The 26,965-nt window shown below is 59.1% G+C and carries 33 protein-coding genes; 9 read left to right on the forward strand and 24 right to left on the reverse strand.

Annotated elements, in window-relative coordinates; translation table 11 throughout:
- Nucleotides 1-27: 27 nt before the first annotated feature.
- A complete protein-coding gene (locus BUE09_RS20365) occupies nucleotides 28-174 on the reverse strand; it encodes a hypothetical protein (protein WP_167369778.1) in 147 nt (48 codons plus the stop codon).
- A gap of 11 nt (nucleotides 175-185) precedes the next feature.
- Nucleotides 186-431, reverse strand: coding sequence for a hypothetical protein (locus BUE09_RS09375; RefSeq protein ID WP_073300736.1), 246 nt, complete (start codon nucleotides 429-431; stop codon nucleotides 186-188).
- 187 nt (nucleotides 432-618) lie between these two features.
- On the opposite strand from BUE09_RS09375, the gene BUE09_RS09380 reads away from it, so the two are divergent.
- The 4 genes from BUE09_RS09380 (at nucleotide 619) to BUE09_RS09395 (ending at nucleotide 3,794) form a co-directional block, all read left to right on the forward strand.
- Nucleotides 619-990 (forward strand): ArsC family reductase, encoded by a 372-nt coding sequence (locus BUE09_RS09380; RefSeq protein WP_073300737.1) that lies wholly within the window; start codon nucleotides 619-621, stop codon nucleotides 988-990.
- Between the two features lie 42 nt (nucleotides 991-1,032).
- Nucleotides 1,033-2,067, forward strand: coding sequence for a 2,3,4,5-tetrahydropyridine-2,6-dicarboxylate N-succinyltransferase (gene dapD, locus BUE09_RS09385; RefSeq protein ID WP_073300738.1), 1,035 nt, complete (start codon nucleotides 1,033-1,035; stop codon nucleotides 2,065-2,067).
- A gap of 93 nt (nucleotides 2,068-2,160) precedes the next feature.
- On the forward strand, nucleotides 2,161-3,366 hold the full coding sequence (locus BUE09_RS09390; protein ID WP_073300739.1) for an aminotransferase class V-fold PLP-dependent enzyme: 1,206 nt from the start codon (nucleotides 2,161-2,163) through the stop codon (nucleotides 3,364-3,366).
- Complete coding sequence (locus BUE09_RS09395; protein WP_073300740.1) at nucleotides 3,363-3,794, forward strand: SufE family protein; 432 nt, start codon at nucleotides 3,363-3,365, stop codon at nucleotides 3,792-3,794. The genes BUE09_RS09390 and BUE09_RS09395 overlap by 4 nt, the downstream gene beginning before the upstream one ends.
- Before the next feature lie 18 nt (nucleotides 3,795-3,812).
- Here BUE09_RS09395 and tcdA read toward each other — a convergent pair whose 3' ends face one another.
- On the reverse strand, nucleotides 3,813-4,619 hold the full coding sequence (gene tcdA, locus BUE09_RS09400; RefSeq protein ID WP_073300741.1) for a tRNA cyclic N6-threonylcarbamoyladenosine(37) synthase TcdA: 807 nt from the start codon (nucleotides 4,617-4,619) through the stop codon (nucleotides 3,813-3,815).
- 160 nt (nucleotides 4,620-4,779) lie between these two features.
- Between tcdA and dapE the strand changes: the two genes are divergently transcribed.
- From dapE to BUE09_RS09415, 3 genes are all read left to right on the forward strand, one after another.
- Nucleotides 4,780-5,928 (forward strand): succinyl-diaminopimelate desuccinylase, encoded by a 1,149-nt coding sequence (gene dapE, locus BUE09_RS09405; RefSeq protein ID WP_073300742.1) that lies wholly within the window; start codon nucleotides 4,780-4,782, stop codon nucleotides 5,926-5,928.
- On the forward strand, nucleotides 5,922-6,725 hold the full coding sequence (locus BUE09_RS09410) for a putative RNA methyltransferase (RefSeq protein WP_073300743.1): 804 nt from the start codon (nucleotides 5,922-5,924) through the stop codon (nucleotides 6,723-6,725). Before dapE ends, BUE09_RS09410 begins: the two co-directional genes overlap by 7 nt.
- Nucleotides 6,726-6,845: 120 nt before the next feature.
- Nucleotides 6,846-7,217: a hypothetical protein gene (locus BUE09_RS09415; RefSeq protein ID WP_073300744.1), complete on the forward strand. Its 372-nt coding sequence runs from the start codon at nucleotides 6,846-6,848 to the stop codon at nucleotides 7,215-7,217.
- Between the two features lie 110 nt (nucleotides 7,218-7,327).
- Here BUE09_RS09415 and BUE09_RS09420 read toward each other — a convergent pair whose 3' ends face one another.
- From BUE09_RS09420 to BUE09_RS09435, 4 genes are all read right to left on the reverse strand, one after another.
- Nucleotides 7,328-7,894, reverse strand: coding sequence for a DUF1285 domain-containing protein (locus tag BUE09_RS09420; protein ID WP_073300745.1), 567 nt, complete (start codon nucleotides 7,892-7,894; stop codon nucleotides 7,328-7,330).
- Between the two features lie 9 nt (nucleotides 7,895-7,903).
- Nucleotides 7,904-8,509: a DUF4823 domain-containing protein gene (locus tag BUE09_RS09425; RefSeq protein ID WP_073300746.1), complete on the reverse strand. Its 606-nt coding sequence runs from the start codon at nucleotides 8,507-8,509 to the stop codon at nucleotides 7,904-7,906.
- 72 nt (nucleotides 8,510-8,581) lie between these two features.
- On the reverse strand, nucleotides 8,582-9,472 hold the full coding sequence (locus BUE09_RS09430; RefSeq protein ID WP_073300747.1) for a radical SAM protein: 891 nt from the start codon (nucleotides 9,470-9,472) through the stop codon (nucleotides 8,582-8,584).
- 47 nt (nucleotides 9,473-9,519) lie between these two features.
- The gene (locus BUE09_RS09435; protein WP_019342493.1) at nucleotides 9,520-10,140 is read right to left on the reverse strand and encodes a TetR/AcrR family transcriptional regulator; all 621 of its coding nucleotides are present in this window, start codon (nucleotides 10,138-10,140) and stop codon (nucleotides 9,520-9,522) included.
- A 73-nt stretch (nucleotides 10,141-10,213) separates the two neighbouring features.
- On the opposite strand from BUE09_RS09435, the gene BUE09_RS09440 reads away from it, so the two are divergent.
- Nucleotides 10,214-11,347 carry an aminotransferase class V-fold PLP-dependent enzyme gene (locus tag BUE09_RS09440; protein ID WP_073300748.1) on the forward strand — a complete coding sequence of 378 codons (1,134 nt, stop codon included), beginning with the start codon at nucleotides 10,214-10,216 and terminating at the stop codon, nucleotides 11,345-11,347.
- Nucleotides 11,348-11,553: 206 nt separating this feature from the next.
- Here the strand turns inward: BUE09_RS09440 and BUE09_RS09445 are convergent, their stop codons facing one another.
- From BUE09_RS09445 to BUE09_RS09510, 14 genes are all read right to left on the reverse strand, one after another.
- The gene (locus tag BUE09_RS09445; RefSeq protein WP_073300749.1) at nucleotides 11,554-12,957 is read right to left on the reverse strand and encodes an amino acid permease; all 1,404 of its coding nucleotides are present in this window, start codon (nucleotides 12,955-12,957) and stop codon (nucleotides 11,554-11,556) included.
- 183 nt (nucleotides 12,958-13,140) lie between these two features.
- On the reverse strand, nucleotides 13,141-13,926 hold the full coding sequence (locus BUE09_RS09450) for a TatD family hydrolase (protein ID WP_073300750.1): 786 nt from the start codon (nucleotides 13,924-13,926) through the stop codon (nucleotides 13,141-13,143).
- 143 nt (nucleotides 13,927-14,069) lie between these two features.
- Nucleotides 14,070-14,426, reverse strand: a complete 357-nt coding sequence (locus BUE09_RS09455; RefSeq protein WP_019342489.1) for a PilZ domain-containing protein — start codon at nucleotides 14,424-14,426, stop codon at nucleotides 14,070-14,072.
- A gap of 31 nt (nucleotides 14,427-14,457) precedes the next feature.
- Nucleotides 14,458-15,447: a DNA polymerase III subunit delta' gene (locus tag BUE09_RS09460; protein WP_073300751.1), complete on the reverse strand. Its 990-nt coding sequence runs from the start codon at nucleotides 15,445-15,447 to the stop codon at nucleotides 14,458-14,460.
- The gene (gene tmk / locus BUE09_RS09465; protein WP_073300752.1) at nucleotides 15,440-16,072 is read right to left on the reverse strand and encodes a dTMP kinase; all 633 of its coding nucleotides are present in this window, start codon (nucleotides 16,070-16,072) and stop codon (nucleotides 15,440-15,442) included. The genes BUE09_RS09460 and tmk overlap by 8 nt, the downstream gene beginning before the upstream one ends.
- Nucleotides 16,069-17,136, reverse strand: coding sequence for an endolytic transglycosylase MltG (gene mltG / locus BUE09_RS09470; protein WP_073300753.1), 1,068 nt, complete (start codon nucleotides 17,134-17,136; stop codon nucleotides 16,069-16,071). Before mltG ends, tmk begins: the two co-directional genes overlap by 4 nt.
- Nucleotides 17,133-17,948, reverse strand: a complete 816-nt coding sequence (gene pabC, locus BUE09_RS09475; protein ID WP_073300754.1) for an aminodeoxychorismate lyase — start codon at nucleotides 17,946-17,948, stop codon at nucleotides 17,133-17,135. The genes mltG and pabC overlap by 4 nt, the downstream gene beginning before the upstream one ends.
- A 2-nt stretch (nucleotides 17,949-17,950) precedes the next feature.
- Nucleotides 17,951-19,195 (reverse strand): beta-ketoacyl-ACP synthase II, encoded by a 1,245-nt coding sequence (fabF, locus tag BUE09_RS09480; protein WP_073300755.1) that lies wholly within the window; start codon nucleotides 19,193-19,195, stop codon nucleotides 17,951-17,953.
- Nucleotides 19,196-19,373: 178 nt separating this feature from the next.
- Nucleotides 19,374-19,610 carry an acyl carrier protein gene (gene acpP, locus BUE09_RS09485; RefSeq protein ID WP_003283670.1) on the reverse strand — a complete coding sequence of 79 codons (237 nt, stop codon included), beginning with the start codon at nucleotides 19,608-19,610 and terminating at the stop codon, nucleotides 19,374-19,376.
- Nucleotides 19,611-19,800: 190 nt separating this feature from the next.
- Entirely contained in the window at nucleotides 19,801-20,544 is a 744-nt protein-coding gene (gene fabG / locus BUE09_RS09490) for a 3-oxoacyl-ACP reductase FabG (RefSeq protein ID WP_073300756.1), read from the reverse strand.
- A 14-nt stretch (nucleotides 20,545-20,558) separates the two neighbouring features.
- Nucleotides 20,559-21,497, reverse strand: coding sequence for an ACP S-malonyltransferase (gene fabD / locus BUE09_RS09495; RefSeq protein ID WP_073300757.1), 939 nt, complete (start codon nucleotides 21,495-21,497; stop codon nucleotides 20,559-20,561).
- A 61-nt stretch (nucleotides 21,498-21,558) separates the two neighbouring features.
- Entirely contained in the window at nucleotides 21,559-22,629 is a 1,071-nt protein-coding gene (gene plsX, locus BUE09_RS09500) for a phosphate acyltransferase PlsX (protein WP_073300758.1), read from the reverse strand.
- A 3-nt stretch (nucleotides 22,630-22,632) separates the two neighbouring features.
- Nucleotides 22,633-22,815, reverse strand: a complete 183-nt coding sequence (gene rpmF / locus BUE09_RS09505) for a 50S ribosomal protein L32 (RefSeq protein WP_019342480.1) — start codon at nucleotides 22,813-22,815, stop codon at nucleotides 22,633-22,635.
- A 12-nt stretch (nucleotides 22,816-22,827) separates the two neighbouring features.
- A complete protein-coding gene (locus BUE09_RS09510) occupies nucleotides 22,828-23,355 on the reverse strand; it encodes a YceD family protein (RefSeq protein WP_073300759.1) in 528 nt (175 codons plus the stop codon).
- A gap of 104 nt (nucleotides 23,356-23,459) precedes the next feature.
- On the opposite strand from BUE09_RS09510, the gene BUE09_RS09515 reads away from it, so the two are divergent.
- Complete coding sequence (locus tag BUE09_RS09515) at nucleotides 23,460-24,038, forward strand: Maf family protein (protein ID WP_073300760.1); 579 nt, start codon at nucleotides 23,460-23,462, stop codon at nucleotides 24,036-24,038.
- A gap of 15 nt (nucleotides 24,039-24,053) precedes the next feature.
- Here the strand turns inward: BUE09_RS09515 and sppA are convergent, their stop codons facing one another.
- The 3 genes from sppA to rluC are packed head-to-tail and all read right to left on the reverse strand — an operon-like array spanning nucleotide 24,054 to nucleotide 26,662.
- Nucleotides 24,054-25,037, reverse strand: coding sequence for a signal peptide peptidase SppA (gene sppA / locus BUE09_RS09520; protein WP_073300761.1), 984 nt, complete (start codon nucleotides 25,035-25,037; stop codon nucleotides 24,054-24,056).
- Complete coding sequence (locus BUE09_RS09525; RefSeq protein WP_073300762.1) at nucleotides 25,027-25,716, reverse strand: HAD-IA family hydrolase; 690 nt, start codon at nucleotides 25,714-25,716, stop codon at nucleotides 25,027-25,029. Before BUE09_RS09525 ends, sppA begins: the two co-directional genes overlap by 11 nt.
- Nucleotides 25,709-26,662 (reverse strand): 23S rRNA pseudouridine(955/2504/2580) synthase RluC, encoded by a 954-nt coding sequence (gene rluC, locus BUE09_RS09530; protein ID WP_073300763.1) that lies wholly within the window; start codon nucleotides 26,660-26,662, stop codon nucleotides 25,709-25,711. Before rluC ends, BUE09_RS09525 begins: the two co-directional genes overlap by 8 nt.
- Nucleotides 26,663-26,965: the final 303 nt, after the last annotated feature.

A 26,965-nucleotide genomic window follows, 5' to 3' on the forward strand; every position in this document is an offset into this window, starting at 1 on the left:
GGACGCCATGGCGTCCGGCCTGACGGTTCAGGCAACACCTGGGGGAATCTTGTCCTTGCCGTAGTCCCGCAGTTTCTCCAGATTCTCCGGCTTCATATGCTCGGGAATGTCAGCCTTGGTGTTCTCGTCCTGCTTGCCCTGCCCTTCCGTGTTCGGCTTTTCTGACTCGCTCATAACAACCTCCGTCAGATCGCGTTTTCTTCCCAGATCAGTTCACCTACGTCGCTGACCTCCTTGACCTTGGTCAGCGCTGCCTCAGCAGCCACGTCAGCCTCTGATGCAAGGTCGTAATGGCGGCCATTGGCGACCTTGAAGACCTGTGCATTTTCGTCAGAGTCGCGACGCTTGACGGCGATCACCGCTTCGAACCCTTCGTCAGCAGGAACGGCGGACGAAATGGCCTCATAGTTCTCAAAATGCTTGCGTGCCATACATGACCTCATCGTTACGATTGTGATCAATGGACAACGTGGAGGGAGGAAAAGGTCGAACCACTTTTGCTCGCGTAGCGAGTGCATGCGACAGCGAAGTTGGACCAGTCTCGCGCTGCGGACGGCAGGCTTCGTCTCGTCGTGGCATAATCCGCGGCCCAGTTTGGCCGGAGAAAGCAGAGCTGTTATGCCCGATAAAAGCAAAGGACGCTGTCTATACGGCATCAAGGCGTGCGACACCATGAAAAAAGCCCGAACCTGGCTCGACCAGCAGGGGCTAAGCTATGAGTTTCATGACTACAAGAGCGCCGGGATCGACCGCGCCCATCTGGAAGCCTGGTGCAATGAACATGGTTGGCAGATCGTACTCAACCGTGCTGGCACCACTTTCCGCAAGCTGAACGATGAGCAAAAAGCCGATCTTGACCAGGCAAAAGCCATCGAATTGATGCTGGCCCAGCCGTCGATGATCAAACGCCCGATTCTTGATTTGGGCGACAAGACGCTCGTTGGCTTCAAGCCAGACATTTACGCTGCCGAGCTGGCAGCCAAGAACTGAAACCGCTCGCCAAGACGAGCGCGACTAATAAAGGATTCCACCATGAGCAACCCCCTCTTCAGCCTGGCGTTTGGCGTCGGCACTCAAAACCGTCAGGGCAATTGGCTCGAAGTCTTCTACGCGCAGCCCCTGCTTCGTCCGGCCGGCGAGCTGGTCGACGCGGTTGCACCGCTGCTCAATTACCAGGGCGGCAATCAAGCGATCGCCATCAATACCACTCAGGCGGCGCAACTGGCCGATGCAATCAAGACGATTGATCCCATTCAGCACGCGTTGCTTACCCGCCTCGCCGAGAGCCAGCGCCCGCTGGTGGTCACGCTGCTGGCCGAAGACACGGCGCTGACGTCTACCCCGGAAGCCTACCTCAAGCTGCATCTGATCTCGCATCGGCTGGTCAAGCCGCACGACTTGAACCTCACTGGCATCTTCCCGCTGCTGCCCAACGTCGCCTGGACCAATCAGGGTGCTGTCGACCTAACCGAACTGGCCGAACGTCAACTGGAAGCGCGCCTGAAGGGCTACCTGCTGGAAGTCGGTTCGGTGGACAAGTTCCCGAAGATGACCGACTACGTGGTTCCGACCGGCGTCCGTATCGCCGACAGCGCACGCATTCGTCTCGGTGCCTATGTGGGTGAAGGCACCACCGTGATGCACGAAGGCTTCATCAACTTCAACGCCGGCACCGAAGGGCCGGGCATGATCGAAGGTCGCGTCTCGGCTGGCGTGTTCGTCGGCAAGGGCTCGGACCTGGGCGGCGGTTGCTCGACCATGGGCACCCTTTCCGGTGGCGGCAACATCGTCATTTCGGTCGGCGAAGGCTGCCTGATCGGCGCAAACGCAGGGATCGGTATCCCCCTAGGCGACCGCAACACCGTGGAATCCGGCCTGTACATCACAGCGGGCACCAAAGTGAACCTGCTCGATGAACAAGGCGAGCTGGTCAAGGTGGTCAAGGCGCGCGAACTGGCCGGCCAGACTGACCTGTTGTTCCGCCGTAATTCGCTGAGCGGTGCGGTCGAATGCAAGACGCATAAGTCTGCGATCGAGCTGAACGAGGCGTTGCACGCGCACAACTAAGCGCAGCGTCCCGATGTAAACAGGCGGACGCTTTAGTCCGCCTGTTTACGCAGTTTCTCCAACAGGCGTCCCGTCCTGCTTTCAGGAGTATCCATGCCGCTGACATCCCCCTGGCGCGCCGACTTCCCCGCCCTGGCTATCCTTGAGTCCCAGGGTCAGACCTACCTGGACAGCGCGGCCACTTCGCAGAAGCCCCAGGCACTGATCGACGCCCTTACCGGCTATTACACCTGCGGCACCGCCAACGTCCATCGCGCCCAGCACCACCCGGGAGAACGGGCGACCCGCGCATTCGAGGATTCACGTATCAAGGTGGCGCGCTGGCTCAACGCCGCATGTCCGACCGAAATCATTTTTACACGCGGTGCCACCGAAGCGCTGAATCTGTTGGCTTACGGCCTGGAACACCTGATCACAGCGGGTGATGAAATCGTCGTCAGCGCCCTGGAGCACCACGCCAACCTGCTGCCGTGGCAGCAGCTGGCCAAGCGACGTGCCGCCAAGCTTGTCGTACTGCCGCTCGACGAGCGCGGCATTATCGACCTCGAGGCAGCAGCCAGCCTGATCGGCCCGCGCACCCGCCTGCTTGCCGTCAGTCAGCTATCCAATGTACTCGGCGCTTGGCAGCCGCTGGCAGAATTGTTGCCACTGGCCAAGGCGCAGGGCGCGCTTAGCGTAGTCGACGGCTCTCAGGGTGTGGTTCATGGCCGGCATGACCTGCAGGCGCTGGACTGTGATTTCTACGTGCTATCCAGCCACAAGCTGTACGGCCCGGAAGGTGTTGGCGCGCTCTACGGCCGGGGCGAGTCATTGCTCAAACTCAAGCATTGGCAGTTCGGCGGGGAAATGGTCCGTGTCGCTGATTTTCAGCATGCCGACTTCCACGCGGCCCCACTGGGTTTTGAAGCCGGAACCCCGCCCATCGGAGGTGTGATCGGCCTGGGCGCCACACTGGACTACCTGTCGAGACTGGATGCCAATTCTATTGACCGGCACGAGCTCGCCCTGCATAGCGCGTTGCGCATAGGTTTGGCTGAGCGGGAAGGCCTGCGACTGCTCGGCGATCCGCAGCTTGCGCTCGTAAGCTTTACCGTCGATGACATCCATCACGGTGATCTGGCCCATCTGCTGACCGAACAAGGCATTGCCATACGCAGCGGCACCCACTGCGCGCAGCCTCTGATGAAATCTCTGGGTGTCGAGGGCGCGATTCGCGTATCGCTCGGACTCTATAACGATGGGGTCGATCTGCAGCGATTCTTCGAAGCGCTGGATCAGGCTCTGGAAATGCTGCGATGACCAAGCTGGCCGAAGCCGCTGAGGAAACGCTGCACGCCTTTCAATTGGCAGCAGGTTGGGAGCAACGTGCGCGGTTGTTGATGCAGCGCGGTGATCAGCTTGAGCCCTTGATCAATGACGAGCGAAACGAACTCAACCTGGTTGCCGGCTGTGACAGCAAGCTCTGGCTGATCGGCGAACAGCGAGACGACCGCTGGTATTTTCGCGGTACCAGCGAGGCGCGCCTGTTGCGTGGGCTGCTTGCCGTTCTGCTGGTTCGGGTTGATGGCCTGGATGCCGACGAGCTACAGCGGCTCGACGTAGCGGACTGGTTCGGCCAATTGGGCCTCTCTCGGCAGCTGTCGCCATCCCGGGCCAATGGAATGAACGCCGTTCTCGGCAGAATGCGCGAGATGGCGGCGGCCGCCAAGTCCGCCTCGAAAGGCTGAGGCCACACAGTGGCAGTTTCAGCCCTTCGAACGCTCCGCCGGTCGCCGAGCCCCAGCGATGAGCTTGTCAACCGCCTTCGCTGCAGCGACCAAGCCGAAACTGGCAGTTACCATCATTGACGCGCCAAACCCGCCGGCACAGTCGAGCTTTACCCCCTCACCGACAAAGCTCTTGCTTTGGCAAACGCCGCCGTCCGGTTTGGGATAGCGCAGCTGTTCGGTGGAGAACACACAGGGCACGCTGTAGGTCCGCCCCGGCGTGCGGGAAAAGTTATAGTCGCGCCGTAGCAGCGAACGCACTTTCGCCGCCAGCGGGTCGTTGAACGTTTTGTTCAAATCGGCGACCTGGATCTGGGTGGGGTCCACCTGTCCGCCCGCGCCGCCAGTGGCGATGATCTGGATCTTGCGACGTTTGCACCAGGCGATAAGCGCGGCCTTTGCCGGTACGCTGTCGATGCAGTCGACGACGCAATCGAGCTGCTCGGTAATGTAGTCGGCCATGGTTTCGCGGGTAACGAAATCGGCCACGGCATGGACCACGCACTCCGGATTGATTGCCCTGATCCGGGCCGCCATCTCGTCTACCTTCGGCTTGCCCACCGCGCCTTCGAGCGCATGCACCTGCCGATTGGTGTTGGTGATGCAGACATCATCGAGATCGAACAGACTGATTTCACCGACACCGCTGCGCGCCAGCGCCTCGGCCGCCCACGACCCAACTCCGCCGATACCGACCACCGCGACATGCGCAGCCGCTAGCCGCTGCAGCCCCTCGGAGCCGTACAGACGGGCGATGCCGCCGAACCGTTGATCGTCGATAGACATGGCATACCTCAAACAAGACATTTGCCGATTATAGGCCTGAGCCCTTCGTCGTCGCAGCCAGGCATACCGAGGCGTTTTCAACCAGGCTGGTTCTGACCCGCTGCTGCCCTGCTTTTTAATTTAATATGGCGCCCTTTCCCCGCCTTGCCCCGGAGCCGTGATGACCGCCGCCGCCCTCTCCCCGACCCTCGAACTCGCCTGCGAGCTGATCAATCGGCCATCGGTCACCCCGCTGGATGAGGGCTGTCAGCAACTGATGAGTGAGCGTCTCGCCGCCTGCGGCTTCGCCATTGAGCCGATGCACATCGAGGACGTCGAAAACTTCTGGGCGACTCGCGGCAACGAAGGTCCGGTCCTATGCTTCGCCGGCCACACCGATGTGGTCCCTACCGGCCCGATACAGGCGTGGCAGAATCCGCCGTTCGCCGCGCGGATCGATGAGCACGGCATGCTCCATGGCCGCGGTGCTGCCGACATGAAAGGCAGCCTGGCGTCGATGATTGTCGCGGTCGAGCGCTTTACCGCTGAGCAGCCGGACCACAAAGGCCAGATCGCTTTCCTCATCACCAGCGACGAGGAAGGCCCTGCACACCACGGCACAAAGGCTGTGGTAGAACGCTTGCGTGAGCGCGGCCAGCGGCTTGACTGGTGCATTGTTGGTGAGCCATCGAGCACTACGCTGGTCGGCGACGTGGTCAAAAACGGTCGCCGCGGCTCCCTCGGTGGCACGCTTACGGTTCGCGGACAACAGGGCCATGTGGCCTACCCCCATCTTGCCAAGAACCCGATCCATCTGGCGGCACCGGCACTCGCCGAACTGGCGGGTGAACACTGGGACGATGGCAATGACTTCTTCCCGCCGACCAGCTTCCAGATCTCTAATCTGAATTCAGGCACCGGCGCGACCAACGTCATCCCCGGCACGCTGGAGGCGGTGTTCAATTTCCGCTTTTCCACCGAATCCACCGTCGAAGGGTTGCAGCAACGCACTGCGGCGATTCTCGATAAACACGGTCTCGACTGGAGCGTCGACTGGGCCCTTTCGGGCCTACCCTTCCTGACTGAACCCGGTGACCTACTCGATGGCGTGGCTGCGGCGATCCGCAGCGTCACCGGCCGCGAGACCAAGCCCTCAACCAGCGGCGGGACCTCGGATGGGCGCTTCATCGCCACACTGGGCACCCAGGTGGTCGAGCTGGGGCCGGTCAACGCGACGATTCATCAGGTGGACGAGCATATCCTCGCCAGCGACCTCGATCTGCTTACCGAGATCTACTACCAGACCCTGGTCAATCTGCTCGCATGCTGATCTGTCCTATCTGCCACGGCGAGCTGGGTGCGGTGGAAAATGGCGTTGCCTGCCCGGCCAATCACCGGTTCGATCGAGCCCGTAAGGGCTATCTGAACCTGTTGCCGGTGCAACATAAGAACAGCCGCGATCCAGGCGACAACCAGGCCATGGTCGAGGCGCGGCGGCGCTTTCTCGATGGCGGTCACTACGCGCCGCTGGCGACGCGTCTGGCACAGCTGGCAGCCGAGCGCTCGCCGCGTCGCTGGCTCGATATTGGCTGCGGCGAAGGCTATTACACGGCGCAGATTGCTCAAGCGCTGCCCTGCGCGCAAGGCTATGCGCTGGACATTTCCCGCGAAGCCGTCAAGCGCGCCTGTAAGCGTGCGCCGCAGATCGAGTGGCTGGTAGCAAGCATGGCACGGGTGCCACTGGCTGATGCCAGCTGCGGTCTCTTGGCCAGCGTCTTCAGCCCGCTGGACTGGACCGAAGCACGCCGCCTGCTAGCGCCCGGCGGCGGCCTGCTGCGCATGGGGCCGACTCGCGAGCACCTATGGGAACTGCGAGGGCTGCTGTATGACGAGGTCCGTGATTACGACGACCAGAAGCATCTGTCGCTTATTCCTGAAGGTATGCACCTCGCACACAGCGAGACACTGTCTTTCAAGTTGCAGCTGGACGACTCGCAGGCGCGAGCCGATCTGCTGGCGATGACTCCGCACGGCTGGCGCGCAAGTGCGGAACGCCGCGCAGCAGTCATTGAGGCGCCATTGCACGTACGGGTTGCGATACGCTATGACTGGATTCAGCGAGACTGAACAGAACCTGCAAGCGAACGCTACCTCGACCTAGATTCTTTGCAATGCGTCTGATGTGGCCATTGAGGTCTCAACACTTACCATCCAACCGCTGCAACGTCAGCCAGACAAGGCCATTCCATGCGTCAACCGGATATCGAAATCTACCTCAGGGACGCCAGCCAAGACGCCGTCACTGACTGGCTGAGCCAGGCGGTCGGAACTTGCTCCCCCTGGCAAGCAAAGGGTAAAACCTTCAAGTGCAGGGCCGGCGACGTTCCAGTGACCTGGCTGCCCAAGGCCGTGGGCAAGTGGCACAGCCTGCTGATTGAAAGCGACGCCACACCTTGGGAAGACGATGTAGCCTGCGCCCGCGATGCCTATCAGGCACTTGGCGTGGAAATTCGCTGCGCACCGGGCGGTTGGCAGGAAGAAGAATCGGTGGAAGAGGCCGACCGCTGGATCAGCGTCAGTGAGCGTGGTGAAGCTGAAATCGTCTGGCGCACCGACTGACCTCAGTCGGGGCAGCGCACTCGGTACGTCTGTGCCGAGACGCAAACCCAGGGCCAGCGCAAAGAGATTACCGAGGTCGGAAAGTGAGCGGCTCAAACCGCACTGACGCGCTACTCGGGGCGACCTATCTGAAAAAATTGACCATGGCTCCAGACACCTAGCCAAGCAACACCATCGATTTCTCGTGGCACTGCCAGTTCCACCAACTGATAGAACACGTTGCGATGAATCAGCGCTTCGAGGTTGGCCCGCACATGAACATAGGGCGCTGGCTCCTGAGTATTCGGATCTAGCTCGACCCGGATTGGGTGCTCTGCTCCCGCTTCGGTTTCGTCGCCAACATTGGTGACAAAGCGCAACACCTGGCCTTCGCCACTGCCTTCCGCCATCAACTCGATTGCAACGAACGGCGCATCATCCACCTTGATGCCGACCTTCTCGACTGGGGTCACCAGGAAATAATCATCGCCGTCCCGCCGGATCACCGAGGAAAACAGCCGCACCATCGCTGGCCGGCCGATTGGCGTACCTTGGTAGATCCAGCTCCCGTCGCGCGCGATTCGCATATCCAGATCACCGCAGAACGGCGGGTTCCACAGGTGTACCGGTGGCAGGCCTTTTTTCTCGGCCTTGGGAATCTGACTTAACAGGTTCGCAGCTTTTCCCGTATCACTCATATCGGCTCCTCAGCGTCCCAGACCTATCAGGCGCCGGGCGTAGTCACGCAAGGGCGGTCCCAACAAGACCTGTGGTGTCGCGTCATAAATGTTTAGCAAACCGCCGCGGCTTCGAATACTTGCCGTATCGACCAGATACCGATTGCCGGTCTCGATCAGCATCAACTGAACCACGCTAGTATCGACACCCAGACGATCAAGCGCACGCTGATCGTTGAGCTCGTCAAAACTGCCAATACGGTCATCGGCCGCGGCGAAACGCGAATACAACAAGTAATGGGCACCAGCGATCGCCGCCTGGTTCAATGCTTCCTCCAGTCCTACGGGTTCTGGAGCGCGCCGGACCAGCGGAAAATAACGAACGAAGCTCTCAAACGCTTCTTCGGCGACCACGTTCGGCCGAGGATAGGCCCCGCCTGGAGGAACGAAATGCCCCTGCGCAATGTAGATGAATGAATCCGGCTGCAGCCGCCACGAGGCGGATCTCACAGTCTCGCTATGGTCGAGAATGCCAACGTCTCGCAATTGGTAGCGGGTTTCCTCGGCCATATCGCTGACCTTCATGCAGCCGCTCAGCATGAGCACGGCCACGATAAGGCTGAACACTTTCATCATCTGCACCAGTCCTGACGGAAAACCGACGTTCGGCAAAGCAATGCAGCAAACACGCCAGTTCGCAGGAATCCCTCAAAGCCCCCGCTGCCACTCTTGGCGCAGCGGTGCACGCTCTGGTGATTCAATAGCCTGGCGGACCTGAGCCAACAGGGCGCTCTTGTCCTGGCCAAGAACCCCCTTGAGAACCAGATAATTTGAAGCATGGTCGCTGCGGAACACGGTGTCTTTGAGTTCCAGCGCCTCCAGCAGGGTTTGGATCTCGGCGAACAGCGCCTGACGGTCAAGCGCCTCGAAATCCGCGAATCCTTCGCGAAAGCGCGCCTCGCCACCAGGGAAGCTGACGACAAGCGTAGACAGATACTCAGGCTGCGCCTGGTTCATCAAGCGGGCCGAATTCACTGCATGCTTCTCACTGAGGGCCGTTCCGCCCAGGCCGTTGAGGATCATCACCGAGCGCGTGATTCCAGCCTGCCGCAACTTGTCCAATGCGCTGAGCGTCGACTCGTAGGTCTCACCTTTATTGACCCGCGCGAGCACCTCGTCGTCGCCGGATTCCGCGCCTATGTAAGCCATCTTGAGACCAGCATCAGCCAGCTCCTTGAGCTCCTCGACCGACTTCTTGCGCAGGTTACGTGGCAGGCAGTAGCTCGACACGCGCTCGACATCGGGCATGTGCTTGCGGATTTGCTCGAGAATGGTCAGCAGTCGGCGAGTCGGTAGTACCAGCGCATCTCCATCAGCTAAAAACACGCGCTGAACGATCATCCGCTCGCCACATCGCCTGATTTCCTCGAGCACCTGTTCTTCATCTCGAGCGCGGAATTTCTTCTGCGGCTGAACGTACATCTCGCAGAAGGTGCAGCGATTCCAGGAGCATCCATTGGTAACAGGCAAGATCAGCGAGTGCGCTTCGCTTGGCGGCCGGAACACCGGCTCGATGTAGCTGATGGGAAATGTGCTCATCGGATGTACCCGCCTCGCCAGCTAGTCATTGCTGCTAGTCCAAGTTGCTAGTCGCGCTTACGCTTGTTGCCCATACGTACGCCGATATCCATCAGGAACTGGAAGAAACCTTCCTGATCCTCGAGAACATTGCTCCAGAATGGCGAGTGATACAGCGCAACGGCCCCATGCACCAGCGCCCAGGCGGCACAATAGTGGAAGTAAGGTGGCACGTCTTCCAGCTTGCCTTCGGCGATGCGTCCCTTGATCAACTGGGTCAGGTGTTCGAAGTTGGAAGCACGGATACGATGAAGCTCCTCGACCATGTCCGGCACCTGATTACCCTTGACCACCTTCTCCTCAAGCCGGTCAAACAGTCGATAACGCTGGGGGTCGCCCATACGAAACTCGAAATAGGCGCGCGACAGCGCTTCCTTGTCCTGATCGAGACTCGGTGAATGCAGCAGCTCATTCAGATCCCGCTCGTAGTCGAGCATCAGCCGTAGATAGATCTCGGCCTTAGATTTGAAGTGCTTGTAGATGGTGCCTTTGCCGATGCCCACCCTGTCGGCGATCATCTCGACGGTGACACTGTCTTCACCTTGTTCGAGGAATAACTGGAGCGCCGTGTCGAGAATCTCTTGTTCGCGACGGCGAAATTCGCGGACCTTGCGGGATTCATTTTGCATAAGAGGCTGCGGTGTGAACAATCGAAGCAGGTGATTATGCCTGTTTAGTCAGAAAATGCACGGAGCATTGCCCATGAGCACATTGAATGACGAATTTCCGCAAATCGAAGGCTTACGATACCTAAATCACGCCGCCGTCTCGCCCTGGCCGCGTCGAGCGAGCGATGCGGTGATCGGCTTTGCCCAGCAGAACATCACGATTGGCGCGCGCGACTATCCGCAGTGGTTAGCGGTCGAAGCCCGCCTGCGAGACCGCCTGACCAGATTACTCAACGCACCCACCCCGGCGGACATCGCGCTGGTCAAAAACACCTCGGAAGCGCTTTCCTTTGTGGCCTTTGGGCTGGACTGGCAACCAGGTGACCAGATCGTCATCAGCGACGAGGAGTTTCCTTCCAATCGCGTGGTTTGGGAGGCATTGCAGCCGCAAGGAGTCGAGGTCATTCAGGTCAGTCTCAAGGGCAAGGACCCCGAAGGCGATCTGCTCGCCGCCTGCGGACCGAATGTACGCTTGCTGGCGATCAGCGCAGTGCAGTATGCGAGCGGTCTGCGGCTCGATCTGCCGCGACTCGGTGAAGGCTGCGAACAACGGGGCGTATTGCTGTGCATCGATGCAATCCAGCAACTGGGCGCGCTGCCATTCGATGTTCAACAGTACCGATGTGCATTCGCCATGGCGGACGGACATAAATGGCTGTTGGGCCCGGAAGGCCTGGGCGTGTTCTATTGCCGAAGCGACTTGCGCGGTCAGCTCAAGCTACATGAATACGGCTGGCATATGCTCGAGCACGCCGGTGATTATGACCGTAGCGATTGGCAGCCAGCCTCCAGTGCTCGGCGCTTTGAGTGCGGCAGCCCGAACCTGCTCGGCGCAATGGCACTGGACGCAAGCCTGTCCCTGCTGGAAGAAGTGGGGATGGTCGCAGTAGGCACGGCGTTGGCTGAACGCATCGATCATCTTCAGCACGAGCTGTCGGCCATGCCGGGTGTCGCATTACTGAGCCCAGCCGACCCAGCTCGACGAGCTGGAATCTTGACGTTCAGCATCGACGGGATGGACAACCCAACGCTTTTCCATCACCTCAAACAGGAGCAGATCGTCTGTGCGCTTCGTGGTGGAGGAGTGAGGCTCTCGCCGCATTTCTACACGCGACCTGAGGTCATCGAGCAGAGTTTGGCGATCATTCACCATCTGCTCGCAAAGTGAGCGATCAGCCTTTGACCGACTATTCCAAATCCGTTTAAGAATGAGCGTATTCGCCCAGCAGGGTTAACGATCCGGACCAATACTTCAATCACTGGCCGCGCAATCCCCCCAATGCTCGGCCAGCTGAGGGAGCGAGGAACGTGACCTCATACTCCTAATGGTCTTGACCCGGCTCCTCGCGACGCCGGGTTTTTTTTGCCCGCGACTCAGGTTTTGGCGTGCGCTACACGAAGGCTCGCACGGCGCAACCGGAAGCATATCCAGATAAACAGCACCCAGAACGGCATGGCTATGATGGATGTTCGCAGACCGGGCATCGACAGCATGATCGCCGCAATCAATGCGACGAAAGCCAGGCAAAGGTAATTACTGAACGGGTACCAGAAGGCCTTGAACGAAGGCTCGATCCCTTGCCCTTTCATTGCTTTGCGGAACTTCAAGTGAGCGAGACTGATCATCGCCCAATTGATCAGCAGCGCTGCAACCACCAGCGACATGAGCAATTCGAGGGCTGTTTGCGGCAGCAGGTAGTTCACCAGCACGCAGAGCATGGTGACCAGCGCTGAAAGAGCGATTGCCAGCACCGGCACTCCACGTCGATTCACCATCATCAGCACCTTTGGCGCATCGCCCTGCTCTGCCAGCCCGTAAAGCATGCGGCTGTTGCAGTACACGCCGCTGTTATAGACCGAGAGGGCAGCTGTCAGCACCACGAAGTTGAGGATATGCGCCGCCGTGTCGCTGCCGATCAGTGAAAAAATCTGCACGAAAGGGCTGCCGCTGTAGGGGTCGCCGGCCGAGCCCAGCGTTTCCAGCAGACTGTCCCAAGGATAGAGCGCCAGCAGAACGCTGAGCGCGCCGATGTAGAAGATTAGAATCCGGTAAACGACCTGATTGATGGCTTTGGGAATGACCGTCTTCGGGTCGGATGCCTCGGCTGCGGTGATCCCCACCAGCTCCAGGCCGCCAAAGGAAAACATGATAATTGCCAAGGCCATGACCATCCCGCTGACGCCATTGGGGAAGAACCCACCGTGGCTCCAGAGGTTGCTGAGCGCAGCTTGTTCGCCCCCTGCTCCGCTCACCAGCAAGTACAAGCCGAGCGCGATCATGCCGATAATGGCGCCCACCTTGATGATCGCAAACCAGAATTCGGTCTCACCAAAGGTCTTCACGTTGACCAGATTGATCAGATTGATAAGTACGAAAAACGCCGCAGCAGTGGCCCAGGTCGGCATCTCCGGCCACCAGAACTGGACGTACTTGCCGACCGCCGTCAGTTCGGCCATTCCCACCAGCACGTAAAGCACCCAGTAGTTCCAACCGGACAGAAACCCCGCGTAGGGTGCCCAGTATTTGTGCGCAAAATGGCTAAAGGACCCGGCAACCGGCTCCTCGACGATCATCTCGCCGAGTTGCCGCATGATCAGAAACGCGATCATCCCACCGATGGCATAGCCGAGAATCATCGAAGGACCGGCACTGCGCAGCACGCCAGCCGATCCGAGGAAGAGCCCCGTTCCGATAGCGCCGCCGAGCGCGATCAGCTGGATGTGCCGGTTTTTCAGGCCGCGTTGGAGCGGTCCGGTGTGCAGCGTATCGCTGGACATGGCGTCACCTTGTTTGGTCTGTGACGGAGAAATGACGAGACTGACGGCCGGCTATGCTTGAGCACCAACCCAAACCGTCGTCACCGCATGCCGGTAGCCAGCACGCCTGAAGCGGCGCGGATTGTACACCGCATCTGTGGAGAAGGCCCGCCACGTGCACCGGTTTGCAAGCACTCACGCGCTTCAGTTGATGACGCGAGCCAAGGGAAACAACCGCTTGAAATTCTCCGTCGTTTGGGCCGCAAGGGCCTCGAAACCGTCCCCACGCAACTCAGCAAGGTACTCGGCAACCTCGCGCACATACTGCGGCAGGTTAGGTTTACCGCGATGGGGGATTGGGGCCAGGTACGGCGAATCCGTTTCCACCAGAAGGCGATCCGCTGGAACACGGCGAGCAACATCGCGAAGAGCTTCGGCGTTGCGGAATGTCACGATGCCCGATAGTGAAATATAGAACCCGAGATCCAGGGCCGCCTTGGCCATGTCCCAGTCTTCGGTGAAGCAGTGCAGTACACCGGCCTGCGGCAACGACGCTTCGCGAAGCAGCGCCAGCGTGTCGGCACGCGCCGCCCGGGTGTGGACGATGACCGGTTTTCCGCAGATCCGTGCGGCCTCGAGATGCAGGCGGAACGACTGCTGCTGCAGCTCGGCAGCTTCGGGCTCGTAATGGTAATCGAGCCCGGTTTCGCCGATTGCCACCACGCCGGGGGCGTCCAGCTCTTGCAACAACCAGCCCAGCGCTGGCTCGGCGCCGGGCTCAAGGTCCAGCGGATGCACGCCCACCGAGCAGTCGACATCTTCATAGCGCTGCGCGAGCGCCTTGACCGCTGCTGTGTTCCCGGCGCTGACGCCAATACAGAGGAAATGCCCAACGCCACGCTGACGCGCAGCATCCAGTGCTGCATCGAGGGAGCCGTTGTACGAGGCGAGATCGAGACGATCCAGGTGGCAATGCGAGTCGATCAGCATGGAAAGTGTCCGAACCTAAAACGCGCCATTGTAGAACAAAGCAATCAATTGGTCGCAGTCAGGGCGGTAAGGTCAGGCCGGCGCCGAGCGAAAAGCAGCGGCCAGAAAGCGGTACAGCGAACGAGCAATCGCCCGAGATGAAACTACATGGTGTGCGTGGGACGGTCGGATTTCATCGCGCCGGCCAGATAGGTTTCGATCTTGTTGCGAGCAGTCGAGTCGCCCTCATTAAACTGCACGCCAACGCCCGCCGCGCGGTTGCCTTGAGCGCCCTTGGGCGTGATCCACACGACCTTGCCGGCAACCGGAATCTTCTCTGGCTCATCCATCAGGCTCAGCAACATGAACACTTCATCGCCGAGCTTGTAGCTCTTGTTGGTCGGAATGAACAATCCGCCATGCTTGATGAACGGCATGAACGCGGCATAGAGCACCGACTTGTCCTTGATGGTCAGGGACAGAATGCCGTTACGCGGACCAAGGTTTGCAGGCAAGCTCATGCAGTATTCCTAACGACAGTTCCGATGGATTCTAGCTTGGCCCGGGCAAGCTTGCCCACTGCACCAGAAGCGCTTCGAGAAGCAAGACACGGTTAAGGTTGGCTTTGCCCAACACTTTCTGCCGGTGGGCCAGCAGCCAGTCCTGAAACGTCAGCAGCCGATCAGGTGACGACTTCTGCGCAAGATACTGAACCACCTTCCGCATATCGGCCGCGCCCAGGCCACTCTCATCGCCGCTCATCTGAAAACGCAATATCAAATGCGCCCACTCGCAAAACCAGTCAAACAACAGGATCAGCGAATGTGGGTTCCACGCCTCGGCCAGCTGACTGGGCGATTGCTGCCGTTTGAGCAGCTTCTTTACCCCTTCGACCACTTGCACCCGCATATCGAGTACTCCGCCATCGTGCAGCTTGAGCGCAGCCAAAGGCGAGTTTGCAGACAATGCGAGTAGCTCTTCTCGCTGCGCGGACGACACATCAGGCAGTTTTGCTGCCAGCCAATCAAGGCTCTGCTGACGCCTGGGCAATGGGCAGTTTTGCTGCACGCAGCGACTCTTGATCGTCGGCAGCAACCGGCTGGGTTGATGACTGATAAGCAGCAGTACGGTATCGCCCGCCGGCTCTTCGAGGCTCTTGAGCAATGCGTTGGCAGCGTTCAGGTTCATCGCCTCGGCCGGCTCGAGCAGCACCACCTTGCGCCCGCCAAGCTGAGCGGTTTGGGTAACGAACCCTACCAACTGCCGAACCTGATCGACCCTGATGGCCTTATCGACCTCCTCGGGCTCCAGGATGTAATGGTCTGGATGAGTATGAGCTGCGAGTAACAGGCAGCCTTTACAGCTGCCACAGGCGCGATGCGCAGAAGGGCGCTGACAGAGCAAAAGTGCCATTAGCTGGTCGGCTAACGCCCGCTTGCCGATGCCTGCGGGCCCATGCAGCAGATACGCATGAGCGTGCTGTTGACGAGCAGCCAGCGACTGCCAGAGATCAGCCTGCCATGGAAGAACGCCGTCAGCCAAGTGCACGCTCCAACACCTCAGGCAAGAGCTCCTCCAGATCCTGCTGCACGGCGGTTAAAGACTGACTCGCATCGACAATACGATAGCGCTGCAGGTCGTCTCGCGCGCGACTGAGATAAGTGCTGCGCACGGCCTCGAAGAATTCGAGCCCCTCTTGTTCGAACCGGTCAAGGCGTCCGCGCGCAGCAGCACGGCTTAGACCGACCTCTACAGGCAAGTCGAAAATCAGCGTCAGATCCGGACGCATCTCGCCCTGCACGAAGCTTTCCAACTGCTCGATGCGCTGCGTGGAGAGCCCACGCCCACCGCCCTGGTAGGCATAGGTGGCATCGGTGAAACGGTCGCACAGAACCACGGCTCCACGCGCAAGCGCGGGGCGTATGACCTGAGCAAGATGCTGCGCGCGCGCCGCAAACACCAGTAACAGCTCCGTATCGCTGTTCATCGGCTCGTCTGCAGGGGCCAGCAGCAGCTCACGAATAGACTCAGCCAATGGCGTGCCCCCCGGCTCGCGCGTCAATACGACATCAAGGCCGCGGTCGCGCAGACGCTGCGCGAGGTATTCGCGATTAGTGCTCTTGCCAGCACCTTCGGGTCCTTCCAACGTAATAAAGAGTCCTGTCACTGGGCATTCTCAATTGGCGCCGGAGCTTGCCGGGGCGGAGGACTGGAACGATAGTCAGCTCGGCGCTTAAGTTGATATTCACGCACCGCGCGATTGTGCTCGCTCAAGGAATTACTGAATACATGACTGCCATCACCCCGCGCGACGAAGTACAGGCTTTTTCCTTCGACCGGATGCAGAGCAGCATGAATCGCTTCACGACCAACCATGGCGATTGGCGTCGGTGGTAACCCGCTATTGGTGTAGGTGTTGTAGGGGGTCGGTCGGCGCAGATCACTGCGGGTAATGCGACCCCTATATTGTTCGCCCATGCCATAAATCACCGTTGGGTCAGTCTGCAGCAACATGCCTTGCTCCAGCCGGCGCACGAAAACGCCGGCGATCTCGCCGCGCTCTGACGGAACCCCTGTTTCCTTTTCGATGATTGAAGCCATGATCAGCGCCTCATACGGGTCTTGATAGGGCAAGCCTTCGCTACGCTGTTGCCATTCCTCGGCCAGTACCGTTTCCAGCCGTGAATAAGCGCGCTGGAGCAGTTCGAGATCGGTGACACCTCGGGTGAAACTATAGGTGTCCGGGAAAAAACGTCCCTCGGGGTGCAAGCCCGCTTGACCGAGTCGCTGCATGACTTCGTCATCCGACTGGCCACCGATCGTCTGCTGAGCCGTTGGGAGGGCCGCCAGCGCCGCGCGCACCTGACGAAAGTTCCACCCCTCTACGATGGTCAGGGTGTGCTGCACAACCTCGCCTCGTTGCCATAGCCCGATCATGTCGCGGGCAGTCATTTCAGGCCGCAACTGATACTCGCCGCTGTGCAAGGTATGCCCGGAAAGCTTCAGCCGCCAATGCAGCCGCAACCAAAACGAGTCGTCCAAGACGCCGTCTCGCTCCAACCGTTGAAACAAGCCACTGGGCGTATCTCCGGGCTGGACCTCGAGCGTTTGCGCCGCATTTAACCGCAATGGTTGCCCCAACGCGGTATGAAGCTTCCAGAAGACCAGACCGAGCGCCAACGCTGCGACCAGCAAAGCGCCGATGAGCGCAAAAGACAGTTTTCGAATCACGTATCGCTCGACAGATCAGCCACCAGGCGTTGAAGTTTACGTGTGAGAGCCCCTACCGGCCATACGCGGGCGTCCAATTGGCGTACAGGCCAGATGCCGTACAGGCTGTTACACAGGAAAACCTCGTCCGCGTGATATAGCTGTTCGAGCGAAAGATCGCCGATCCGGGTCGGCACTCCAGCGTGCCGCGCTTGCTCCAGCACCTCTGCGCGCATGACCCCCGCGACGCCGCTGCGCTCGAGGGAAGGCGTCACCAACAGGTTCGACTCGACGATGAACAGATTGCTGAAGACGCCTTCGATAACTCGCCCAGAGGTGTCGCGCATCAGGCCGTCGGCGAACACGGGGTCCTGCCACTCGGCGCGGGCCAGCACTTGCTCCAGACGATTGAGGTGTTTCAGCCCGGCCAGAATCGGCTGTTCGGCAAGACGGGTCGTACAAGGGAAGAGGCGCACACCCTGTTCAGCATGTGCTTTCGGGTAGTGCGGCAAGGGCGAGCCCGTCATGACAGTGCGAGGCTGACAAGGTATGGGCGGAGCGTAGCCCCTTTTGCCCTCCCCCCGACTGACAATGAGTTTCGCAACCCCGCCGCCAAGCTCGGCACTGAAAGCCCGAAGCTGACTGCTCAGCAGATCAATGTCACAGGGAATCGCCAGGCGCTCGCAGCCGAGTGTCAGCCGCTGCAAATGTCGATCGAACAGCTCGGGCCGGCCACGCACCACCTTGATCGTTTCAAACAAACCGTCGCCGTACGCAAGCGCTCGATCATGAATGGGCAGCCCTGCAGCCGGCTGCCCATCTACCCAACTCAACGTCACTCGGTGAACCGGCGGAACACCAGCGATCCGTTGGTGCCACCGAAACCAAAGGAGTTGGAGACAGAGATATCGATTGTCCGCGGTTTAGCCTCATGCGGAACGAAATCAAGGTCGCATCCCTCGCCGGGCTCATCAAGATTGATTGTCGGTGGCGCCACCTGGTCGCGGATGGCAAGCACGCTGAAGATCGCCTCAACGGCGCCTGCAGCGCCCAGCAGATGACCAACCATTGACTTGGTCGAACTGACCGACAGATCGTATGCGTGATCCCCGAATACCGTTCTGATCGCAGCGGCCTCAGCCTTATCGCCGGCTGGTGTCGAGGTGCCATGAGCGTTGATGTAATCAACCTGGGTGGGGTCGATTCGTGCGTCCACTATCGCGTTGCGAATGCAGCGAGCAGCGCCCGCGCCATCATCCGGCGGAGACGTCATGTGAAAGGCATCGGCACTCATGCCGAAACCAATCAGCTCGGCATAGATCCTTGCCCCGCGAGCCTTGGCGTGCTCGAGCTCTTCCAATACCAGCGCGCCGGCTCCATCGGACAATACGAAGCCATCCCGATCCTTGTCCCATGGGCGGCTGGCTGACGCAGGATCGTCGTTACGCGTAGACAACGCGCGAGCTGCCGCGAACCCGCCGATGCCAAGCCCGCTGGCCGCCATTTCCGAGCCGCCTGCGACCATCACGTCAGCTTCGCCATAAGCGATGTTGCGTGCAGCCATACCGATGCAATGCGTACCCGTAGTACAGGCTGTAGCGATAGCGTAGTTTGGGCCTTGCAGACCTAGATGGATCGATAGAAAGCCCGAGATCATGTTGATAATCGAGCCGGGCACGAAAAAGGGGGAAATTCGGCGCGGCCCTTGCTCGATCAACGCCTTGCAGCTGTTTTCGATATTGGTCAGGCCACCAATGCCCGAGCCCATGGCGACGCCAACACGCTCGCGATTGGCATCGGTAATTTCCAGCCCGGAATCACGTACCGCCTGGAAGCTGGCAGCCAGTCCGTACTGGATAAAAAGGTCGAGCTTACGAGCCTCTTTTGCAGGCAGGTATTGCTCAACATCGAAATTCTTGACTGATCCGCCAAAGCGAGTGGAATAGGCGGAAAGGTCCATATGTTCTATCAGGCCGATACCACTGCGGCCGGCGAGAATCCCCTGCCAGCTGCTTGGCACATCGTTACCCAGCGGTGAGAGCATGCCCATACCGGTAATTACGACGCGTCTACGCGACACAGCAATTCTCCTTGCATTCATTCGACTCGCCCTGTTCCGCTAGCACCTGTAACGGAAAGAGAGCCGCCTCCACAGATGTCGGCCACGGGCACGACCAGCTGCATTCAACTAACTCAAACAAAAGCCGCACTGCCCTTTCGAGGCAGTGCGGCTTACTGGTTCGAAGCAGGACTACGTCTTACTGCGCGTGCGCGTTGATGTAATCGATAGCTTCTTGAACAGTGGTGATCTTCTCGGCTTGCTCGTCCGGGATTTCGGTCTCGAATTCCTCTTCCAGGGCCATCACCAGCTCAACGGTGTCAAGGGAGTCGGCACCCAAGTCTTCGACGAAGGAAGCGCTGTTGGTAACTTCCTCTTCCTTGACGCCAAGTTGCTCGGCAACAATTTTCTTGACGCGTTCTTCGATGGTGCTCATACCTTGTTTTCACTCCTATGGAAAAATCAGGCAGCTGGTCTGCGCGGTAGTGTATAGAAAGCGTTTTCCGCATTTCAAGCTGAAAGCGGGCAAGCATGAACCTGCTTTCAACCATCTGTCTATAAACAAACCGCAATTTATAACGAAACTAATCAGCCGTTATGACTGCGTGCATGCGTTTGGCGTCACATTAGCTCATGTACATACCGCCATTCACCGGGACCGTAGCCCCGGTGACATAGGCGGCGCCCTCAGAAGCTAGGAAGGCGACAACCTTGGCAATCTCTTCCGCTTGCCCAAGACGACCTAAAGGTATCTGTCCCAGCAATGCGTCACGCTGAGCTTCAGGAAGCTCACGCGTCATGTCTGTATCGATGAAGCCAGGCGCCACGGAGTTCACCGTGATACCCCGCGAACCGACTTCACGAGCCAGGGCCCGACTAAAACCTTCAAGTCCGGCTTTGGCTGCAGCGTAGTTTACCTGTCCGGCGTTGCCCATGGCACCCACCACCGAACCGATGCTGATAATCCGCCCCCAGCGCGCCTTGGTCATTCCACGCAAGACGCCTTTTGTCAGACGATACAGGCTACTGAGATTGGTATTGATCACGTCATGCCATTCGTCATCTTTCATCCGCAGCATCAGGTTGTCGCGGGTGATGCCAGCATTGTTCACGAGAATAGCCGGCTGCCCGAGATGCTGCTGGATATGCTCCAACGTGGTGGCTACGGACTCATCATTGGTGACGTCCAATACCAGCCCGGCACCTTCTATACCGTTCTCTTTGAGTGTCTCGGCGATGCGCTCAGCCCCTGAAGAAGAAGTCGCCGTGCCGATCACGATGGCACCCTGACGACCAAGCTCAAGCGCGATGGCCTGACCGATACCACGACTGGCGCCTGTTACCAGAGCGACCTTGCCTTGCAGATTCATACATTTCTCCTTATTCAGATCACTGCGCCACGGGTGGCCGCGAAACCTTCGGGGGTATCCAGATTGTAGGTGTTGAGGCCTTTGACGCAGCGTTTGTTAAGACCAGAAAGCACCTTGCAAGGACCGCACTCAATCAGATCGGTCACACCATGCTCACTCAACACGACAATGCTTTCGACCCAGCGAACCGGGCTATAGAGCTGAGCCAGTAGGTCGCGCTTGAGCGAATCGAGATCCGAAACGATCGCTGCACTGACGTTCTGCACCAAGGGAATTTCCGGTGCTTGCCAGGCTGCATCGGTGACGGCCGCGGCAAAACGCTCGGCCGCTGGGCGCATCAGATCGCAGTGAGAGGGTACGCTGACTGGCAGCGACATGGCGCGCTTGGCCCCTTTAGACTTGCAGATCTCAATGGCTCGCTCGACCGCGGCAGCATTTCCGGCAATCACGACTTGACCAGGCGCATTGAAGTTGACCGCGCTTACGACCTCGCCCTGCGCTGCCTCGCCACACGCTGCCAGCACATCGGCATCGTTCAGACCGAGAATTGCTGCCATGCCGCCGGTGCCGGCCGGAACGGCCTGCTGCATCAGCTGACCCCGCAACTCAACCAGCTTTACCGCATCGGTAAACGGTAGGCTGCCAGCAGCGACCAGCGCGGAGTATTCGCCCAAACTGTGGCCCGCAACAAAGGACGGTTTCGCACCGCCCTCAGCCAGCCACAAACGCCACAAAGCAATCGAAGCGGTCAGAATGGCCGGCTGAGTCTTGTCAGTCTGGTTAAGCTGATCTTCCGGACCCTGCTGGCAAAGCGCCCAAAGATCGTAACCCAGCACAGACGAGGCTTCGCCGAAGGTATCGATGACCAGCGATTGCTGTACGCCGTGCTCGGCAAGCATGCCAAGGGCCTGGGACCCCTGACCTGGAAAGACGAATGCAAGTGATGCAGACATGAAACGGCTCTCTTGTGGTTGTTCGTCGGGAAAGAATACGCGTAAAGGGCGCAACGAATCGTCAGTTGGATGGCAAGCCACCGGTAGCAGTCACATCACCAGGGTCGCGTGGAGACCGACTGGTCACAAGCAAGTGCTCGAGACTGCTGCTTAAATGGGCCGGCAGATTGCGCTCCAGATCCTGAGCTGCACGGCGTATAGCCGACCGAAAACCCTCAGCCCCTGCGGCACCATGACTTTTTACGACGATGCCCTGAAGTCCAAGAAAGCTGGCACCGTTGTACTGAGCCGGACGCAGGTCAGCCCGCAGTTGACGCAACAGCGGCAGAGCCAGCGCACCCACCAGGCGCGAAATAAATGAGCGACGGAAAAGCTTTTCGACGCGCAGAGCAACCATATGCGCCAGACCTTCGCTGGACTTCAGCAGGATATTGCCAACAAACCCATCGCATACCGCCACATCCGTTTCGCCGCGGAACAGCCCGTCACCCTCGATGAAGCCTTGATAGTTGATACCGCTGGCCTGCTGCAACAAACCCGCCGCCGCCTTGACTTGCTGGTTACCCTTGATTTCTTCGGTACCGATATTCAGCAACGAAACGCGCGGCTGCTCGATGCCGAGACTTTGCGCCGCAACCGACCCCATGACCGCGAACTGATAGAGCTGCTCCGCAGTGCAGTCCACATTCGCGCCAAGGTCAAGCAACAGGCACGACCCCTCGAGCGTAGGAATCGCCGTCACCATTGCCGGACGATCAACCCCAGGAAGGGTTTTCAGTACCTGGCGGGCAAGGGCCATCAGCGCTCCGGTATTGCCAGCACTGACACACGCCTGGGCCTGTCCATCACGCACCATTTCCAGAGCGACGCGCATGGACGAGCGCGGTTTGGCGCGCAACGCCTGTGCCGGGCGCTCATCCATACCGATCACTTCATCGGCGTCGACAATCGTCAGACGAGCGCGATCGACCGCGGGATACTGAGCGATGATCTCTTCAAGCAAGGAGGATTGGCCAACCAGGGCCAGATGCAGCGAGGGGACTTCAGCCAGACATTGGACACTGGCTGGAACAATGCAGTGGGGACCGAAGTCCCCACCCATTGCATCGATCGCTATGACCGGAGCAGACAAGATTTACTCGTCAGCGCCCTTATCGATCACTTTACGACCACGATAAAAACCTTCCGGAGAAACGTGATGACGCAGGTGAACTTCACCTGTGCTCTTTTCTACGGACAGGGCGTTCGGCTCGAGCGCGTCGTGCGAACGACGCATGTCACGGGCGGAACGGGATTTTTTGTTCTGCTGAACAGCCATTGGGATCAACTCCTAAACGTTTGGGTCACGCTTTAACTGAGCCAGTACGCTGAACGGGTTGGACCGCGATACCTCGTCCTCACTCGGCTCGGGCTCATCAGGCCCAGCCGGCGGCTGGCAAACTTCTGGGTCATGGTGTGGAACAATCGGAAGAGCAAGCAGAAGCTCCTCTTCAACCAGCGCCAGCAGATCCAGAGGATCCTCTCCCACTTCCAGCACGTCATAGCCCTTAGGCAGGTGCTGGCTGCTCGAACCCTCATTCACGACGGCATAATCGCACTCGCTATGAATTGGCAGAACAACCGGCTCCAGACAGCGCTGGCAAATCATCGTGACCTCAACGTCCAGATCACTGTGAATGACCACAGTGCGCTGCTCGTCGCGCCCAAAATCAAAACTGGCGCGCACCACACCCTTATCGTCCTCAAGAGGATCGACGAGCCGCTTCAGCCCAGACAATTGCAGCTCACCCTTAAGGGAAGCCGCTCGGTCAGCGAGCTTGCGCGGATCTACGTGCGGAGGTATTGGTCCTTTCAACATAAGCGCGGCATTCTAGGGATGCGCCCCTCGACTGTCAAAGGAATTCAGCCGGACAATTGGGCCAAACCGACCACCCACCTGACAGCTATATAAAAGGAAGGAAAATGCGCCGCCTGCTTCTCGCTTCAAGCTCCCCCTACCGACGAGAACTGCTTTCACGCCTGCAGCTGGAGTTCGATTGCAGGGCTCCGGAAATAGACGAAACCGCCCAGGCGGGAGAACGACCGGAACAGCTTGTACGCCGACTGGCCCTTGAAAAAGCTCAGGCACTGGCACCGACCCACCAGCAGCATTTGATTATAGGCTCCGACCAGGTGGCCGTGCTTGGAGAGAGAATTCTCGGCAAACCTTACACATTCGAGCGAGCAAGGCAGCAACTGCAGGCCTGCAGCGGCAAAAGCGTAAGCTTTCTGACTGGGCTAGCGCTGCTGGACAGTCGGACAGGGACCGCCCAAGTCGATTGCATAACGTTCGCCGTTCATTTCCGAGCGATCAATGATCAACAGATCGAGCGTTATCTACAGGCCGAGCAACCCTTTGATTGCGCAGGTAGCTTCAAGGCCGAAGGCCTGGGGATCAGCCTGTTTCGCGCCACCGAAGGATCAGATGCCACAAGCCTGATCGGGCTCCCACTGATCCGACTGGTCGATATGCTCAACCACGCCGGAATCGAAGTGCCGTGACAGGCCGACGAGAAACTAACGTAGCTGCGGCCCCTGGAACCCCATCCACAAAGCCAACTGCGAACCAATACTGACGCCGAGCTGCTTGGTGAACCGCTCCAGAGGCGACTCCTTGACGGTAAAGTCAACCAGCTCATCCTCCCCAATCACCTCGCGCGCGACGTAGCTGGTATTGCCAAGACCATCGATCAAGCCAAGCTCAAGCGCCTGTTCACCGGACCAAATAAGCCCCGAGAAAAGCTCAGGATGATCAGCGACTTGCAGCCGGTCGCCACGGCCTTGCTTCACGCTATCGATGAACTGCCGATGAGTGGTCGCAAGCACACTGCGCCAGAACTCGGTTTCCTCTGGCTTTTCCGGCTGAAAGGGATCTAGAAACGCTTTGTGCTCACCCGAGGTGTACACCCGGCGCTCAACACCTAGCTTGTCCATTGTCTCGACAAACCCGAAGGTCGCCGCAGTGACACCGATGGAGCCAACCAAACTTGACTTATCGGCATAGATTTCATCTGCGGCACTGGCGATGTAATAGGCACCCGAAGCACCCAAATCAGCAATCACCGCATAGACCTTGATCGCCGGGTATTCGCCACGCAGCCGGCGGATCTCGTCATAGATATAACCGGACTGCACCGGACTACCGCCCGGACTATTGATCCGCAGTACCACTCCTTTTGTACTGGAATCCTCAAAGGCCGCACGCAGCGCACCGACGATATTGTCCGCACTCGCCGCCTCTTCGTCAGCAATCATCCCTCGAACATTGATGACAGCGGTATGGGCCTCGCCAACGGCCTTCCCATCCCCGACCTGCAACAAGGGCGAGAACATCAGCAGCGCCCCGAAGAGGTAGATAAAGGTCAACAGCTTGAAAAATATTCCCCAGCGCCGAGCTCGCCGTTGTTCCTGCACCCCGGCAAGCAGCGTCTTTTCCAACAGCTTCCAGCTGTTAGCGTCTTCCTTAGACTCGCTCACAGGCCTCCCCCATTCATCCGACATTTGCAGCTACCTCAGCGGGATTACTAACAGAGCACAACCACTCACCAAGCTCCGAGAAACAATTGATAGCCATGCATGGCGAGCACGACAACAGCACATCGAGCGGCTGCGCACCGTAGGAAACCGCAACGCTGTCCACGCCGGCTCGCCTAGCCATCTCCAGATCGAAAACCGAGTCCCCGATCACCAGGGCTCGCTCGGGGCTGACGCCGCAGTGTTCGAGAATCTCATGAATCATCAGCGGATCGGGTTTGCTCGCCGTCTCGTCGGCACAGCGGGTCACATCAAAGAAGTCGCTCCAGCCCTGCCCGGCCAGCACCCTATCGAGCCCGCGCCGCCCCTTACCGGTCGCCACGGCAAGCTGATGCCCCTGCTCACGAAACTGTTGCAGCGCCGTCGCGACCCCCGGATAGAGCACCGACGGCTCAGCCTCCAATGCCAAATAATGATCGGCGTAGGCACGACGGAACGCCTCGACCAGCTTCCGGTCCGTCACGTCTGGATACAGCACGGCAATCGCTTCAGGCAAACCTAGCCCAATGATCCCCTTGATACTGTGCTCATCCAGGCGCGGCAGGTCACACCTGGCGGCAGCAACCAGTATGGATTCGACGATACGCCCGATCGAATCCACCAGCGTTCCGTCCCAATCGAAGATCAGCAGTTCGTATTTATTCACCAAGCCTCTCCAGCGTCCGAGCCCAAACATCATCGACCGGCGCCTCCAGACTCAGTTCGCCGCCATCAGGCAAAGGCACTCTCAGCGCATAGGCATGCAGAAACAACCGCTTACCACCCAGATCACGGATAACAGCGGAAAACTCTTCATCCCCATATTTACTGTCTCCAGCAATGCTGTGACCGGCATGACGGGCGTGCACCCGAATCTGGTGTGTACGCCCGGTAACTGGCTTGGCCTCGACCAGCGTGGCGAAGTCGCCAAAACGGCGCAGCACACGAAAAAGCGTCAGCGCGTCCTTGCCCTCGTCGGTGACTTCCACCATTCGCTCACCCGAGCGCAGCGTATTCTTCAGCAAAGGCGCGTTTACCTGTTTCTTGCTGGTGTCCCAACGGCCCCGCACGAGCGCCATATAACGTTTATCGACACCATCGCCGCGCAATTGCAGATGCAGGTGACGCAACATGCTGCGTTTCTTCGCGACCATCAGCAACCCGGAGGTATCCCGATCCAGGCGATGCACCAGCTCCAATTCCTTTGCGTCCGGGCGCAGCTGACGCAGCGCCTCGATCACCCCGAAACTGAGCCCACTGCCACCATGCACGGCGATACCCGCAGGCTTATTCAGCACGATCAACGCTTTGTCTTCGAAGACTATTGCCGCCTCGAGGCGCTCAAGAAGACCTTGTGCAAGCGGGACCGGCTCGTCCCGCTCGGGCAACCTGAGCGGCGGCACTCGCACCATGTCTCCCGCCTGGAGCTTGTACTCGGGTTTGATACGTCCTTTGTTAACCCGCACCTCGCCCTTGCGCAAGATGCGATAGATCAAGGTCTTGGGAACACCCTTGAGTTGAGTACGAAGAAAATTGTCAATGCGCTGACCGGCAAGCTCCGGCGAGACCTCGAGCATTTGCACGCCGGAGGTCTGAGATGGGGTATTTGTCATCCGCGGATGATATCAATTTTCCCTTATTTGAAGCACTTAAACATTGCTGTTATAGTCCAGGCGCCGCCAAAAGCGGACAGGTCGGGGAATGCCAGCGAAACCGCCATTCCCGACCCAGCAATGTTTGAGGACGTGAGGCCGTCCAACGGAGCTTTTCTCAAGTAGCACAAGTTCCGAAACAAGCCTTGAAGACATGATGCGTGCCCCCGATGGGGAATCGCGACAATCGATAACCCGCTCCCGGATTCTGTGAGCGGCACCCGATTTTCAAAGTATGAGTGTTGGGTGGAGATGTACAGCCAT

Origin of the sequence: Stutzerimonas xanthomarina DSM 18231 (assembly GCF_900129835.1) — a bacterium.
Classification (GTDB): domain Bacteria; phylum Pseudomonadota; class Gammaproteobacteria; order Pseudomonadales; family Pseudomonadaceae; genus Stutzerimonas; species Stutzerimonas xanthomarina.